The organism is Natrialbaceae archaeon AArc-T1-2, assembly GCF_030273315.1.
In the GTDB taxonomy this organism is placed as follows: Archaea; Halobacteriota; Halobacteria; order Halobacteriales; family Natrialbaceae; genus Tc-Br11-E2g1.
Map to the genome: position 1 here is coordinate 916,350 of NZ_CP127174.1, position 14,896 is coordinate 931,245.

At 63.6% G+C, this 14,896-nt stretch carries 11 protein-coding genes; 4 read left to right on the forward strand and 7 right to left on the reverse strand.

The genetic code is table 11. The annotated features are described in order from the left end of the window. Window positions 1-178: 178 nt before the first annotated feature. The 4 genes from QQ977_RS04630 to QQ977_RS04645 form a co-directional block, all read right to left on the reverse strand. Window positions 179-2,374: a hydantoinase/oxoprolinase family protein gene (locus QQ977_RS04630; protein ID WP_285927812.1), complete on the reverse strand. Its 2,196-nt coding sequence runs from the start codon at window positions 2,372-2,374 to the stop codon at window positions 179-181. Window positions 2,375-2,677: 303 nt separating this feature from the next. Then, on the reverse strand, window positions 2,678-5,185 hold the full coding sequence (locus tag QQ977_RS04635; RefSeq protein WP_285927813.1) for a hydantoinase B/oxoprolinase family protein: 2,508 nt from the start codon (window positions 5,183-5,185) through the stop codon (window positions 2,678-2,680). A 60-nt stretch (window positions 5,186-5,245) separates the two neighbouring features. Continuing rightward, on the reverse strand, window positions 5,246-5,644 hold the full coding sequence (locus QQ977_RS04640) for a hypothetical protein (RefSeq protein WP_285927814.1): 399 nt from the start codon (window positions 5,642-5,644) through the stop codon (window positions 5,246-5,248). Beyond that, window positions 5,641-6,321, reverse strand: a complete 681-nt coding sequence (locus QQ977_RS04645; protein ID WP_285927816.1) for a helix-turn-helix domain-containing protein — start codon at window positions 6,319-6,321, stop codon at window positions 5,641-5,643. Before QQ977_RS04645 ends, QQ977_RS04640 begins: the two co-directional genes overlap by 4 nt. Before the next feature lie 253 nt (window positions 6,322-6,574). On the opposite strand from QQ977_RS04645, the gene QQ977_RS04650 reads away from it, so the two are divergent. Both QQ977_RS04650 and QQ977_RS04655 read left to right on the forward strand, forming a co-directional pair. Beyond that, entirely contained in the window at window positions 6,575-7,285 is a 711-nt protein-coding gene (locus QQ977_RS04650) for a DUF547 domain-containing protein (protein ID WP_285927817.1), read from the forward strand. A 124-nt stretch (window positions 7,286-7,409) separates the two neighbouring features. Continuing rightward, a complete protein-coding gene (locus QQ977_RS04655; RefSeq protein ID WP_285927819.1) occupies window positions 7,410-7,745 on the forward strand; it encodes a hypothetical protein in 336 nt (111 codons plus the stop codon). Between the two features lie 60 nt (window positions 7,746-7,805). Here QQ977_RS04655 and QQ977_RS04660 read toward each other — a convergent pair whose 3' ends face one another. Next, window positions 7,806-7,973 (reverse strand): hypothetical protein, encoded by a 168-nt coding sequence (locus QQ977_RS04660; RefSeq protein ID WP_285927821.1) that lies wholly within the window; start codon window positions 7,971-7,973, stop codon window positions 7,806-7,808. Between the two features lie 83 nt (window positions 7,974-8,056). Further along, the gene (locus QQ977_RS04665) at window positions 8,057-10,075 is read right to left on the reverse strand and encodes a MutS-related protein (protein ID WP_285927822.1); all 2,019 of its coding nucleotides are present in this window, start codon (window positions 10,073-10,075) and stop codon (window positions 8,057-8,059) included. A gap of 72 nt (window positions 10,076-10,147) precedes the next feature. On the opposite strand from QQ977_RS04665, the gene QQ977_RS04670 reads away from it, so the two are divergent. Beyond that, window positions 10,148-11,695, forward strand: coding sequence for a SagB/ThcOx family dehydrogenase (locus QQ977_RS04670; protein ID WP_285927823.1), 1,548 nt, complete (start codon window positions 10,148-10,150; stop codon window positions 11,693-11,695). A gap of 48 nt (window positions 11,696-11,743) precedes the next feature. Next, window positions 11,744-11,908 (forward strand): hypothetical protein, encoded by a 165-nt coding sequence (locus QQ977_RS04675; protein ID WP_285927824.1) that lies wholly within the window; start codon window positions 11,744-11,746, stop codon window positions 11,906-11,908. Here QQ977_RS04675 and QQ977_RS04680 read toward each other — a convergent pair. After that, on the reverse strand, window positions 11,905-14,778 hold the full coding sequence (locus QQ977_RS04680; RefSeq protein WP_285927825.1) for a PAS domain-containing sensor histidine kinase: 2,874 nt from the start codon (window positions 14,776-14,778) through the stop codon (window positions 11,905-11,907). The two genes, QQ977_RS04675 and QQ977_RS04680, sit on opposite strands and share 4 nt — an antisense overlap. Window positions 14,779-14,896: the final 118 nt, after the last annotated feature.

The following is a 14,896-nucleotide window of genomic DNA, read 5'->3' on the forward strand; positions in this document are numbered from 1 at the left end:
GACGCATCTGATGGATGCTGTTCTGAACTCATTGTTGCTTGTCTGGTGTTCTCATCTGATTACAGCCAGATGTGAGCTGGTGCAGCGCATCCACCTCACGGCCAGGACAGCCACCCGCCAGGTGACACCTGCAGTGAGGTAGATGCATGTCTACACGAGGGCGGTGGAACGCCCTCTCTCAGGTCTCCTGCCTGAGGTGGTGCACGCGGTGCTCGTCGAGACGGGTTTCGTACTCCGGCGGAACGATGTACGTCGTTGCCTCCCCTTCCAGCACTGCGGGACCGCCGAGTTCGTTCCCGGGTTGGAGCGCGTGGAGATCGTAGATCTCGGTCTCCAGCCACTCTCCGTCCCAGTAGGTCTCGCGGGGCTCTTTGTAGGCGTCCTCGGGTGGATCTGACCCCTGCAGTTCCTCGGTTGGAATTTCGGGCTTGACGACGTCGCGAACGCCACGGACGGACGCCTGCGTGATCGTGTGCCCGAGTTCTGGAGACCGCGCTTCTTCGGAGTACTGGCGCCGATACCCTTCTTCGAACGTGTCGATTAACTCCTCGAGTTTTTCCGGCGTATCGACTCGGCCCACTGGTGACCGGACGTCGATACTGTTGAGTTGACCCTGGTACTGGCCGAGGATGTGGTACTGGAACTCGACTTCGTCTAGTCCAATGTCACTTTTGGCGAACTCGTCTTCGACTTTCTGCTCGAGGGCTTTCCAGACCTCGGTCAGTTCCGCCCCGGCGGTGTCGGCCGCATCTTCCATCGACAGATCGGCGTCGATATCGATGCTGGTCGTCTGGTCGTACCGGTATTCGTAGTCGGCTGCACCACAGCCGAACGCGGAGAAGCCGGCCGCCCACTCCGGAACGAGAACTTCGTCGAAGCCGAGATCCGTGGTGTATCCAGCGGTGTGGACCGGGCCGCCCCCACCGTAGGAGAGACACTTGAAATTCGATGGTGCGTATCCCTCACCGGTCACGACGGACTCGAGGTCGTTGCGAAGCTTGTTTTCGAGGATGTCGATGACACCCTGGGCAGCCTCGTAGACGCCCATATCCAGCTTGTCGGCGACCTGTTCCTCGATCGCCGCTTCGGCAGCGTCACGATCGATGGGCATGTCACCACCCAGGAAGTTTTCCGGATCGATCCAGCCCAGCGCAACGTGACAGTCCGTAACAGTCACCGTCTCGACGTCGGTTTCGGTTGCACAGACGCCGACCTGGTCTCCCGCACTCTCCGGACCGAGTTCGATCTTATCGAACGTGGGATTCACACGGACGTAACTGCCGGTTCCCGATCCGACACTGTCCATATTGACCATCGGCAACGAAAGGAGGAGGCGAGCCATCTCCGGACTGTAGTCGATCTTCCAGTCGTTGTCGATGATGATCCCCATATCGAAGCTCGTTCCGCCGATATCGGTACAGACCAGGTTCTCGTAGCCGAGCTCTTTCCCGAAGTAGTTCGCTCCGATCATCCCACCGATAGGGCCGGAGATCAACGTCCGTGCCAGTTCGTTCGCGTAGATATCGATCGTTCCACCGTGGCTCGCCATCACACGAACGCCGACCTCGCCGCCGTGGTCGTCGACGGCCTCCTGAACGTTCTTCAACTGGTCACGTGATGGCTCCGCAGCGAAGGCTTCAGCAACGAGTGTGTTTAGCCGGCCGAGTTCTTTCAGAGTCGGATAGTACTCGCTGGACAACATCACCGAGGTATCGACACCCCGTTCGTCGATGACTTCCTCGGCAATTTCTTTCGTTCGTTGCTCGTGTTTGTCCTCCTGATAGGAGTGGAGAAACATCACCGCGATCTCGTCAACATCCTGATCGAGGAGATCCGTAACGGCCTCGCGGACGTCGTCCTCGTACTGCTCTAAGGGGATCAACTCGTTACCCTTGACGTCGATCCGTTCTCGCACACCCCGAATACGGTTACGTGGGATCAGCGGTTCGGGATGTTTGTGCGTGTTGACGTGCAGGCGATCCGAGTACGAAAACCCAGTGTAGGACTGTCGGCCACGTCCCATTCGGAGCGTGTCCTCCATCCCCCCAGTGGTGAGAATGCCGACGTCGACTTCGCTCTCGCGTTCGACCAATCGATTGAGCATTGCAGTTCCCGAATAGACCGTCGAAACGAGGTTCGGGAACGCATCTTCCACGCTCAGATCCCAGGTATCGAGGGCGTCCGCGGAAGATTTGATGAATCCTCGTGATTCGTCGTCCGGTGTGGTCTTTGCCTTTCCAACGGTGAACTCTCCCTCCGAATCCATGAGGAACGTGTCTGTCATCGTACCGCCAGCGTCGATGGACAGTGTTTCTGCGTTGTGGCGCTCCGAAGGGTTGTCTTCTGAACTTGCCATCGACGACTTCGTCAACATGTGACAAGTTATCTATTACCACGTACCTGGGAAAATCGGAGAAACGCGTCACGATAGACCGCGACATATGTCTCTCTTTAAGTGGGATGTACCCGGTTGCAAGAAGCGCCCGGATCGGTTCCGACGACCTCGTGCAGTTACCCGTGATCGCAGAATCGTCGATCGTACCCGACAGGACACCGCCACTGTCGATACACCCGGTCATGATTCGTTCAACAGTCGGCTGCCGGGAGTGGCCTCGATACGGGTTCAGTCGGCCGTTCAGTCCACGAGACCGTTGACTGGACCACGACCGGGTGTAGATCAGTCATCGTCAGCCGCTCGTTCCCGGTCACGAAAGGTCGACGCCGGACCAGGGAGGTCCCGAATAGAACGATCCGTCCACGTGTACGGGACATACGGTTCGTCCTCGACATCGAGCCACGTTTCGTGTCCCAGCGTGGGGCTATCCCACATCGGACGGAGTCCGGAATCGAACCGGTTGTCGAGAGATCGCTGGGCTTTCTCACTGAGTTCGAATTCGAACTCCGCTGGCAGGTCCCAGAAGCGACGGAAGAACGTCGCGAACTGCTTGCTCATCCGCATGCTGCTGACGTAGGTCTTTTTGACGTCGTCGATGAGCCCCTCCTCGTCGCGGATTCGTTCGCGTTCCTCGTCGTACCATTCCGAAACCGGTTGAGCCTTCTCGGTGCGTTCTTGCATTCGCTGCTCGCGGAGTCGTTCGGTCGCTTCCTCGTCGAGTTCCCACTCACCCTGCACGGCGGAGTTGTGTTGTGCCTCGTCGTCGACGTTCTCCACGACGACGGCATAAGCGTCCTTGGCGTGTCGCGGCAGGACGTACCCGTCGTGGATGTCCTCGAGCACCTTCTCGGGCTCTCGTTCGAGCGGGTCACCGAGCCCCGACCCGCCACGGAGGTAGTTCAGGTACATATCGTAGTCGTCGAACTCCTTGGGCGTGCTGATGCCCTCTGGCCGGCGGGTTATCTCCCCGTCGATCTTGGACTCGAACTCGCCGCTTTCGGGGTCCAGGTCGTGCTGTGGGTACTCTTCACCGTTCTCGAAGCGTTCTTCGAGATCCGTGTTCCGGGCGTTGAGGATGTAGCCGGAGGCTGCGGGATAGCCACCGAAGAGGCCGCCGTCGCTGGTCATGTAGCCGTTGCCCATCTCGTAGAGCAACCACCTGCTCACGTCCTTGACGGTCCGCATCGACTCGAAGCCGGCACCGCCTGCCCGACGGCCCACACCGCCCGTGTTTGGCTTGACAGCACGACCGAGGAACGGGAGCGGTTCGACCCGCTCCCACGCTTCGGCGTCGCCCATGTCGCCTTCGGGGTTCCAGATCGCCGACGCGTGCGGTTCGCCGTCCTCGACGTAGCGAGCGCCGACGCCCTCACAGGCCGACTCGAAGGAGTTGACGGCGTGAAGCTTGTCGAACTGGTCGATGCCGCCGCCCTGCAGCCAGTTCGACGTGTTGGCGTTGCCGGCGTTGATCTCCTCCCAGAACCCGCGGGCGAAGTATCCCCGCGAGAGGTGTTGCCAGAGCGGGGCCCACGCCGACACGAGGAAGTGCCAGGCGTAGGCGTGAGCCGTCTCCGTGTTCTGGGTGTTCGCCCACGAGCCGACCGGCAAGTGAAAGTCACACGCGTAGTAGGCACCGTCGTTGACTAACTCGTTGGGGATCACCGTCTGGGTGAGCATCACCCAGATGCCGCCCTGTATCGCGGCAGGCGTGCAGTTGAACGGGTGCCACCCCCACTTGTTCGCACCCTCGAAAGACACCTGAAACGTCCCGTCTTCCCGAACGTGGAGTTCCGAGGGGGCGTGCATGAGGTGATTCTCGTTCGCGTATTCTCGTGTGACGTTCTCCTGGCCCTCATAGAGGGCGTCGACGAACGAAACGCCACGATAGGTGCCAGGGAGCATCGTCCGTTTGATGCGACTCCTGAACCCGCGGCGACCGTCCTCGACGGCCTCACGGGAGAGTTGCTTGAACGTATCGACGCCGTGTTTGGCTATCATCTCCTTGACGGAGTGTCGTATCATCAGACAGCCTGTCATCCGGGTTCGTTCGTCGAGTTTCAGGAAGTTCGGCGTTCGCGTCTTGGCTGGATACTCTTTCTTCCAGGAGTTGTACAGTTCGAAGTTCTCGCCGATCTTTCGGGCCGTGTAGTAGGCGCCGTCGCCGAACCGGGAGGCCTGCGAGACGTTCATGCTCCCCGGACCGATCGCACCGGTATCGATGACGTGGTTGACACCGCCGACCCAGGCGACGAGTTCCCCCTCGTGGAAGATCGGAATGATCGTCATGAGATCACACGGGTGGACGTCGCCGACGTGGGGGTCGTTGTTGACGAAGACGTCTCCGGGCTCGATGCCGGGATTCTCTTCGTAATCGTGGTTGATCATGAACTTGATCGCTTCGCTCATCGTGTGGACGTGCACGATGATTCCCGTCGAGACGGCGATCGAGTCGCCCTCTGGCGTGAAGAGGCCATAACAGAGCTCACCCTCCTGCTCGACGATCGGCGTCGCGGAGACCTCTTTCGACGTTTCGCGTGCCGTAACGAGGTCGCCACGGAGCCGTGAGTACAGCTGCTCGAAACGGATCGGGTCTTCCTCTTTCAACGCCAGCTCCGACAGACCACAGTAGTGACCAGTCGCCGCCGTCTTGTCCTCGAGCTGTGCGATCTGCTCGCGGAGCGTCTTTCCGTTCCAGCCGATTCCTTCACCACGCTGGCGCTTCTCGCGCACTCGTTGTTTTTCACGCTTTGCTTCGGCGCGTCGTTTCTCGGTTCGATCGGACGAGTTCATGGATTGTCGTCTGCTGCTGGATTTGTGCGAACGGCGGGTACTCGAGGGAGTCCGGGCGGGCTAGGCGTCATATTCGAGTTCCTCGAGAATGATGACGTGGTCGCCGACCACGAAGTCACCCGAGATCGTTTCGTGGAGCAGAATCGACTGGGTGAGGTCGTCGATCCGTGCCTTGCCGGTCAGCGTTCGTTCAGTGATCTCGATGCAGATTCGGTTCGCGTCGGATTCGGTCGCAAACCCGACGAGTTCGGACACGTCGTATCCGTCCGGCAGACAGCTGATCGTGTAATCGACGTCGTAGTTGATCATGGGTTTTGTCTCCTGTATTAACGAACCGAGACACCGCACGGTCGGCACCCGGACGAAGTGAATCGTTTCGCCAGCACCCACGACCGAGCCGAGGACCTCCCTGACAGCGGATTGTTTGTCGGCCGATTTGAGCAGGACGATGGTTGTCATTCTTGTGGTCCGAAAAGTAGTGCACAGAAGTTGTGTTCGACACGACGGAGACGCGCGCTCAGCGTCGACCTGCTGATATCCAGTTCGTTCGCGATTTCCTCCGCCGTCACCTCCTGGGGCACCTTGAAATACCCCATCTGGTAGGCCGTTTCCAGGACCTCTAGCTGTTCGCTGGACAACTTCCCCGACAGGCTCTGTTTGATCTTGTTGCCCCCGAGTGGAAACCCGAGGCGGTCGGTCTGGGTCGTCCCCATCAACTCGAGGGAGCCGTGTTCGTCTTCGATCGCGGTCGCAACGTGTTTGAGGTGAGTCCAGTCCTGGACCGACGCCACGACCTCGAGGTGAGCGTTCTTCCCGACGATCCGGTGTGGAATCGCCCGGTTTTCCGTCAGAAGCGACAGCACGGATGCATCCGAAAGGCCGACCATCACGCTGAGATAGTACATATGCTGATTCAACTCCGTCCGGGTCACGTCCACGATCTTCACATCAGATAATTGATTAGATAGACGGCTCTCCGTGATTTCGGAGTCGAATGAGGCCGTTAAAAAGAGAAAAACCATGTCGCCAGCTACCGGCAGTGCGTTGTCGATCTCGACGCTTTCGACCGGTTCCTCGATGTCGAATAGTTGCGCCGGGATTCCTGCCAAGCCTATCTTGAATTCGATTCTGAGCATTTGTCAGCCGGGTCCGCAGTACTTCGGTTCCGAGGTCGTGAGTGCTGTGATCTCGTCACCGCCCGTACCCGGAGCGTCACAGACCGGAAGCTCCCGTGGCGGTAACTCGACGTGGCCCGCCGTGTGGTCGTGAGCCTCAGTTTGAGACACGGTAACAATAGACTACAGGAATCGGCCAAAAAGTGTGTCGGTGACACACCGGCGTTGCCGTCCCGAAACTTGTTTGTGAATAGATACCGATAAGCATGTTCGTATGGAACGGCCGAACGTGGCGAACGATCCCGAGCGAACGTCGAGACGCCTGCTCTCTCGAATCGCCGACGGAGGTGGAGACGGACCGGCACGGGAGACGCTTCGTCGATTCGACCCGGACCGTCTCGAGGCGGCGCTCGACGGACCGGACGTTCGGACGGCGTTTTGGCTCAACGTCTACAACGCGTTCTCCCAGCTGTTGCTCTCCGAATACGACGGACAATCCGTCGACGAGGGGCTGTTCGACGTCCCGTTCGCGTTCGCCCGTACCGAACTCTCGCTCAACGACGTCGAACACGCGATCTTGCGAAACGGCGACCCGTCGGGACTCGCCTACGAACCGACCGCACCGGCCGCGTTCACCGCGAGGTTCCGCGTCGGTCGGACCGACCCCAGGATCCACTTCGCGCTCAACTGCGGTGCGAGGAGCTGTCCGCCGATCCGGTGGTACACGTCCGAATCGCTCGAGCGAGAACTCGAATGCGCGAGCGAGCAGTATCTCTCCAGTGCGGTCGAGTACGACGCCACGACCGGGACTGTCTCGGTGCCGGAGCTGTTCGAGTGGTTCGCACCGGATTTCGGCGGCGAGTCGGGCGTCGTCTCGTTTCTTCGCTCTTACGGCGCGGTTCCGGACGCCGCCGACCCCCGACTCGAGTACCGCGAGTGGGACTGGACGGTAGTCGCCGGGAACGTCGCTTGCGGAGACGCCTGAGGTGACCGTCGTGCGGTCGAGCCGGGTCAGCCTCCCGGCCGCGTCGGTGGCGACCCCCCGCCAGAAGCCGACAATTATACGTACGGTAGTTACTTGATGAATTAGCGATAACGGATTGAACGATATGACGGCAGAACCCTCGGCCGATATCCCCGACTTTCTCCGCGAGCGGCTCGACGAACTCGGCCTCGAGGCACTCCGGGCGACGGCCGAGTTCGCACGCAACGGTAGCTACGTTGCACCCGAGGAGGTGCCCGACGATGTCGTCGAAGCGTTCGCGTTGCAAGACGACGAGACGCTCGAGGCGGTCGCGACGTACGTCGAAGAGCTGGGGACGACGAAAGCGTCGTCGATCGGAGCCACGGCCACAAAGAGAGACGACGACGCAGGGAACGACGATACGGAGGGCGACGACGGCGGATGGGCAACGAGCAAGATCAGAGACTGGCGCGGACGGTAATCCGGCAGGACCGCAAGGCAGCTCCGCGGTTGCATCGGTATCGACTCACGGCCGCCGGTATCACACCGTGTCGACGCGTTCGATTCGACGCTCGAGGTCGACCGGCGCGATGTGATCGCGATGGGCGAGACGGACGTGTGCTCTCCCTAGCTTTTCGACTTCGTCGTCACCGGCCGAACGGAGCACGAACGGACAGTTCTCACGCGGACACTCGAACCTGTATGCCATAGCGTGATGTACGATACCGAGCGACGAAGGGACTGTACTTGCAACTGCTGGCAGGCGAATACCCCCGGGTTCCGCCGACCACGTCACTCGAACTTCTCGAGCAGCCGATCGTAGAACGCGGCGTCGTCTCGAGTCGTCGATCCGGATCCGGCCCCGGACCCCTCGCGCGCCTCACCGGCGAGTTTCTCGACGATCAGCTCGGGCGTCGAGCGGGCGAGGTGATCGTTGACCGGCGAGCGGTTGACCCGGAGTTCGCCGTCGACGAGCCCGACTGCCTCGATGCCGTCGACGGTGACCGCGACGTCGGCCATCTCGCGGATTTCGCCTGCGAGGTGTGAGACGAACACCGCCGCCGCGCCGTTTTCGTGGAGCGCTTCGAGGATGCCGGCGATGATCTTCGCGCTCGCGCCCGGTTCGGTGATGCTCTCGAGTTCGTCGACGAGCACGAGCGACCCCTCGCCTCCCTCCGCCAGGTCGGCAAATTCCCGGACCGTCGACTCGAAGGCACCGGCGTCGAGGGTGCCCTGACTCTTGGCGTGATAGTGGAGGTCTTCGAAGCGTCGCAGCCGGGCGCTCTCGGCGGGCACCGCCAGCCCCATGTGCGCCAGCACGACGACGCTCGCGATCAGATCGAGCGTCGAGGTCTTTCCACCGCTGTTGACGCCCGAAAGCAAGGTGACGCCGGAGACCTCGTAGTCGACGGGATCGATCGCCTCGAGCGGCTCCTCGAGCAGCGGCGACCGGCCGCCCTCGATAGCGAAGCCGACATCGTCGTCAAAGACCGGCATCGTGCACGCGAACTCGCTCGCAAAACGGGCGATCGCGTACTCGACGTCGAGTTCGAGGGCGTTCCGAACGAGTCGGCTCGCACCCGCGCGTTGATCGGCCAGGTCGGCGGCGAGTTCGCGTTTGAGCCGGGCGGCGCGGCGTTCTTTCGCCGCCGAAAGCTCCTCGCGCAGCCGTGAAATCACCGCCTCGTCGCGCTCGACGGGAAACGTGGGTTCGTCGCCGAACGCCCGGCGGGCAATCTCGGCCTCGCCCGGATCGAGTTCGAGTGCGTCGATCAGATGGTCGCGGGCGGCTGCGACGGCGTCTGCGTACTCGTCTGCGAGCTCCCGGGAGAGCAGCGAGTCGACGCCGGCACCCCGTTCGACCAGCGAGAGCAGGTCCGAGCCCTCGATCGTGACGTCCTGCTCGCGGATCGCCTCCCTGAGCCGGTCGTTGGCGACGCTTTCGGCACTCGCGGCGGCTGCCTCGAGGTCGTCGACGGCGGTCGACAGTCGGTCGAGTTCGTCGTCGCCCGCGACGGTGCCGTCGGCGGCGAGTCGGTCGAGACAGCTCTCGAGCGTCTCGAGGTCACACTCCGTCTCGAGGTCGGCACGCCGGTGGACCGCAGCCGCGGCACGGAGCGAGTCACGGTTGCGCGCGAAAAACGAGAGCGTTCGTTCGGGGACGATCTCGGCGGGCGTCTCGAGGGCGTCGGGTCGGACCTGAACGTCGCCGTCGACGTCGATGCCGGCGAAGGAGTCGTCGAGCGCAATGACGGTCGCGTACCCGCGAGCGAGTTCCGCGAGGTCGCGGGCGTCCTCGACGACCTCGATTGAGAGTTCCGGGACCGCCTCGCGAGCCTCGCTGTATCGCTCGGCGTCTGCCGTCGCCAGACAGCGGTCCCGAACCCGAACGTCGCCGGGCGTCTCGAGCGGCTCGACGTCCTCGAGTGCGGTGAGAGTCTCCTCGTCGGGGTCGCGCTCGATCGCCTCGCGGGCGAACGACCGCACCTCCTCGATGCGCGATCGACTGGAACTCGGGTACAGCGTCTCGAGCCGGCAGGCCCCGTAGTGGGTGACGGTCCGCGCTTTGAGCAACGCGAGCAGCTCGCGGTAGATCTCTCGCGCCCGGTCGGTCGCGAGAAAGCCGCCGGGGTCGTCGTGTTCGTGGCGGATCGCCCCGCGGGCGATGCGTGCCGCACGTCCCTGCGTGATTCCCGGAGCCTGTGCGATCTCGGCGACGTCGCCCGCCCGAAGCGCCCGCTCGGGATCGTCCAGGTCGGCGAGTGCCCGTGCCGTCTTCTTTCCGACCCCCGGGATCGACTCGAGGTCCATCGGACGGCGTATCCCACCGAGGCGAGAAAAATCCCCCGCCCGTTTTTTCGTCCTCGAGCGGTAGTCGTAGGCATGGTCGACGCACGCGAGTACCACCAACGGACGAAACACGCCCCGCGGAACGTTCGCGGCGGCGGCCGACTCGACTTCGAGAACAAGCCGACGCCGTACAAGCAGTACGCCGAGCTGTCCCGAGAGGAGCTTCCCGACGACCCGTCCGGTCCCACGACGCCCGCACTCGAGGCGATAACCGTCGACGGACCGACGCCGCCGGGGCGTGACCTCTTCGGCGACCTCGAGGCCGACGAACTCGACCGCGAGACGCTCGGAGAGCTCTGTCACTACGCCGCGGGGATCACGAAAGAGATCGAACTCGAGAACCGAACCGTCGAGTTCCGGGCTGCGTCGTGTACCGGGGCGTTGTATCACGTCGACCTCTACCCCGTCTGTGGCGACCTCGAGGATCTCGAAGCCGGCGTCTACCACTACGATCCGCGAACCGAGTCACTCGACGTCCTCCGGCGGGGCGACTACCGCGGCGTGCTCGCGGCCGCAAGCGAGGACGACCGCGTCGCCGACGCGCCGGTTACGTTCGTGGCGACCTCGACGTGGTGGCGCAACGCCTGGAAGTACGGCGAACGGACGTTTCGTCACGCCTTCTGGGACTCCGGGACGATCCTCGCCAACCTGCTCGCGGTCGCTCACTCCCGGGGGCTCCCCGCGTCGGTCACGCTCGGTTTCGCCGACGATCCCGTCGGTTCCCTTCTCGGGCTCGATCCGAGCGACGAAGCTCCGCTCGAACTCGTCCCGGTCGGCGTTGCCGAGTCAGCTCCGGCCGAGCCGGATGTCGACCCTATCGATCCGGAGACGGACCCGCTCTCGCCGGACCCGAAGACGTACTCGCTCATCGAACGGGCCTGGCGGGCCGGCACCCTCGCCGACGGCGACCGTGCCGAGGAGTGGCGACGTACGGCCAGGGACGCGGCCCCCGTCGGCACTCGGAATCCGGGCGACGGCGACACCGTCTCCCTCGAACCCGTCTCCCGCGAGACCGCCTCGAGTCGGCCGCTCGCGAACACGATCGTCAGGCGAGGCTCCTGTCGGGAGTACGACCGGGAACCGATCTCGTTTCGCAAGCTCTCGACGATCCTCGACCGGGCGATCCGTGCCGCCCCGCTCGACGTCCGCGACGAGGACGCCCCGGCGCTGTCGTTCGTCGAGCCCTTTCTCGTGGTCAACGGCGTCGACGGACTCGAGGCAGGAACCTACCACTACCACCCGGACGAGGCCCAGCTCGAGCGGCTCCGTCGGGGCGAGTGTCGCCAGGAGGCAGGTCACCTCGCGCTCGATCAGCGCCTCGGTGCCGACGCCGCCGTCTGTCTGTACTTCCTGACGGACCTCGAGGCGGTCACTGACGCGCTCGGCGACCGTGGCTACCGGCTGGCCCAGCTCGAGGCGTCGCTCGCGGCGGGTCGGCTCTATCTCGCGACCTACGCCCACCGGGCGCTCGGCGGCACCGGGTTGACGTTCTACGACGACGTCGTCACGGACTTCTTCGAACCTCGGGCCGACGGCGCGACGCCGACGTTTCTGTACACGATCGGCCGGCCGGCGAAGTGACGGCCGGGAAACGCTCATGAGCTAGCACTGCGTACGTATTGGTATGGTATGACGACACATGAATGCACCCGGTGTGGGGCCGAGTTCGGCCCCACGTCCACGCACACGGAGATCGTCCGCCGGGACTTCCTCGGCGACCTCAACCCGCCGACGGTCGAACGCCTCTGTGAGACGTGTCGCCACACGTACCTCGAGGAGTTTCTCGAGTCCTAGGACTGCTCGCGAAACTCGAACCGAGCGCCGCCGTCTTCGCTCTCGGTGACGTCGAGGTCCCACTCGTGGGCGTCGGCGATCCGGGAAACGATCGCGAGGCCGAAGCCAGTCCCCTCCTCGGCGGTCGTATACCCTCGCTCGAGCACCCGGTCGCGTTCGTCCTCGGGGATGCCGGGGCCGTCGTCGGCGACGAAGAAGCCGTCGTCGAACGCGAGCGGGCCAGCACGGACGGTGACCGACGGATCGCCAACTGGCTCGCCGTTCGTAGAGCCGTGCGCTACGCTGTCGTCGGCCTGTGGCCGACTGCTCGTGGAACCGTGTTCCACGCTGTCGTCGGTCTGTGACCGACTGCTCGTAGAGCCGTGCTCTACGCTGTTTCGAAACAGATTCGACAGCAACCCCCGCAACCGTTCGGGATCTGCCTCGACGCGACCGTCCTCGACGACTAACTCGGCGTCTCGGTCGCCGACCTCTCGCCAGGCCTCCCGTGAGACCGACTCGAGTGAGGTCTCCTCGGCCTCGAGAACGAGCCGACCCTGCTCGGCCATCGACAGCAGGTCGTCGATCAATCGACGCATGTACTCGGCGATCTCTTCGAGTTCACCGACGTCGGATCGGATCGCGGGTGCGATCGACGCGAGTGGGGTGTCCGGGTCGGCGTCGAGGTGGCTTCGGAGCCGCTCGAGCTGGGCCTCGAGCAGGGTCAGCGGATTTCGCAGGTCGTGTGCGACCATGCGACCGTACTCGCCGAGTCGTTCGTTCTGTCGCTCGAGTTCCCGCTCGTAGTTTTTCAGTTCCGTGATGTCCTGGTTGATTCCGACGAATCCGACCGGGTCGTCGTCGCTGTCGTCGGTGATGGGCGCGATCGTCTGATCGACGACGTACCGGGTGCCGTCTGCACGCTCGTTGGCGATCTCGCCGCGCCAGACGTCGCCGTCGAGGATCGTCTCCCAGAGGTCTTCGTAGAACGACTCGTCGTGTTCGCCGGAGTTCAATATTGCTGGGGTCCGTCCGACCGCCTCCGAGACCGCGTAGCCGCTCATCTCCTCGAAGGCCTCGTTGACGTACTCGATCCGTCCGTCCCGGTCGGTAATGATGACGCCGTGGCCGGCGTGTTCGACGGCGCTGCGGAACCGCCGCAACTCCCGCTCGCGGCGTTTCCGGTCGGTGATGTCGCGGACGGTGCCGACCTGGTACGGGTCGTCGTCGACCGTGATGTGTGAGGTGACGGCCTCGACGGGGAGCTCCTCGGCGGTGTCGAGCCGACGCAAGCGCGTCTCCTGGACGCGGGTCTCGCCCTCCTCGAAGGAGCCCCAGTAGCGATCGAACTCGTTGCGATCGAGCGCCGGCGTTACGTCGGCGACGTGACGGTCGCGGAGCTCGTCGACGCTCGTCCCGAGCAGTTCGGCGAACCGGTCGTTGACGTATCCGAACGCCCCGTCTGTTCCGTAGGTGCCGATACCGATGCCGACCTGGTCGACGGCTCGCTTGAGAAAGGCCAGATCCCGTTCGCGACGTTTCCGGTCGGTGATGTCCTGGTTGATTCCGACGAAGCCGACGGTCTCGCCACGGTCGTCCTCGATCGGTGCGACGGTCTGGTTGATGACGTACCGCGTCCCGTCCCTGCGCTCGTTTATCACCTCACCTCGCCAGACCTCGCCGGCACGGATCGTCTTCCAGAGGTCCTCGTAGAACGAGTCGTCGTGTTCGCCGGACTGGAGTATCGACGGCGTCCGTCCGATCGCTTCCTCGCGCTCGTACCCCGTTACCGACTCGAACGCCGGATTGACGTACTCGATCTCTCCGTCGTCGTCGGTGATGAGTACGACGTGACCGGCGTGTTCGACCGCGTTGTGAAACCGTCTGCAGTCGACTTTCAGACGTATGGCGGATATCGCGTGGGCGATCTCGGGTCCGAGCTCCGACAGAAACGGTGGTCCGATGCCACGCCGTGCGGTCGTCACCGCCGCAACGAGGACGTGACGGCGCTCGCCTACTGCGGTCGAGTGAACCGTCAGTCGGTCGTCCGCCTCGAGGTCGATTCCGGCGGGGACGCGTCGCACGTCGTCGCCGGCCTCGACGGTCACCGGACGATCCGTTCGGATCGCATCGACGAGGACGTCGCAGGTCGCGTCGTGACAGGCTTCGAGCACCGAGCCGTCGTCGGTCGTCTCCGTTCCGCCAGTCGTCAACATCTCGAGCGTTCCCGTCGTCTCGTCGTAGGTCGCGACCTCGATTCGGGCGACGGGATCGTACTCGAGCAGCGCCTCCCGAACCGTCGTCACCACCCCGTTTCCGTCGTTGTCGGCGGCGATCGGACCCGGATCGATCGTCGACGGCAGCGTGTGGCGGGTGAGTCGCCGGCTGATCCGCCGACGGGCCTCGAGGGCTGTCGCCGTCGTCTGAGCCCGGTACCGAACGGCGGCGTTTACGATCCGGGCGGCGAGAATCTCGCGTCCGCCACCTCCCGTTCGAACGCAGTCGGCTCCCTCGACGGCGAGTAGCTCCCGAACGAACGACTCGTCGGTGTCGGCGTCGGTGTAACAGACGACCGGCAGGCGTGACGCCCGGTTCCGAACCGACTCGAGCAGCGACAGGACCGTCTCCGCCGCCATCGTCGGCCCGAAGACGAGACAGTCGACGCTGCCGGCTTCGACGGCCTCGATGGCGGCTCCCGCGTCCGTCTCGACCGTCACCGAGAGACGGCCGCGCCGTCGTTCGAGCCACGTCGCCGTCTGCGCCGCGGTGTCGCCGCCGTCGTCGGTGTCGAGGTAGCAGACGGGTATCGGTCCGTCCTCGAGCGGACCGTCCGACGCCGACGCCGTACTCGGAGCTATTCCACCCCCGAGGCGTCCGTCATCCTGATCCATCTTCTACACCATAGCCTACCGACGCTATTACGTTCTTTGGCCGCAATGAGGACGGAAATCAAAACACTCTCGCGACGCGATACGCCGTCGGTTGGGCCCACCGTTAAGGCGGCTGGGC

What these genes read in the sequence shown, in the direction of transcription:
- QQ977_RS04630 (WP_285927812.1), bottom strand. Translation starts at nt 2,374, where the DNA reads ATGTTGACGAAGTCGTCGATGGCAAGTTCAGAAGACAACCCTTCGGAG.
- QQ977_RS04650 (WP_285927817.1), top strand. Translation starts at nt 6,575, where the DNA reads ATGGAACGGCCGAACGTGGCGAACGATCCCGAGCGAACGTCGAGACGC.
- QQ977_RS04655 (WP_285927819.1), top strand. Translation starts at nt 7,410, where the DNA reads ATGACGGCAGAACCCTCGGCCGATATCCCCGACTTTCTCCGCGAGCGG.
- QQ977_RS04680 (WP_285927825.1), bottom strand. Translation starts at nt 14,778, where the DNA reads ATGGATCAGGATGACGGACGCCTCGGGGGTGGAATAGCTCCGAGTACG.
- QQ977_RS04645 (WP_285927816.1), bottom strand. Translation starts at nt 6,321, where the DNA reads ATGCTCAGAATCGAATTCAAGATAGGCTTGGCAGGAATCCCGGCGCAA.
- QQ977_RS04660 (WP_285927821.1), bottom strand. Translation starts at nt 7,973, where the DNA reads ATGGCATACAGGTTCGAGTGTCCGCGTGAGAACTGTCCGTTCGTGCTC.
- QQ977_RS04670 (WP_285927823.1), top strand. Translation starts at nt 10,148, where the DNA reads ATGGTCGACGCACGCGAGTACCACCAACGGACGAAACACGCCCCGCGG.
- QQ977_RS04640 (WP_285927814.1), bottom strand. Translation starts at nt 5,644, where the DNA reads ATGACAACCATCGTCCTGCTCAAATCGGCCGACAAACAATCCGCTGTC.
- QQ977_RS04635 (WP_285927813.1), bottom strand. Translation starts at nt 5,185, where the DNA reads ATGAACTCGTCCGATCGAACCGAGAAACGACGCGCCGAAGCAAAGCGT.
- QQ977_RS04665 (WP_285927822.1), bottom strand. Translation starts at nt 10,075, where the DNA reads ATGGACCTCGAGTCGATCCCGGGGGTCGGAAAGAAGACGGCACGGGCA.
- QQ977_RS04675 (WP_285927824.1), top strand. Translation starts at nt 11,744, where the DNA reads ATGACGACACATGAATGCACCCGGTGTGGGGCCGAGTTCGGCCCCACG.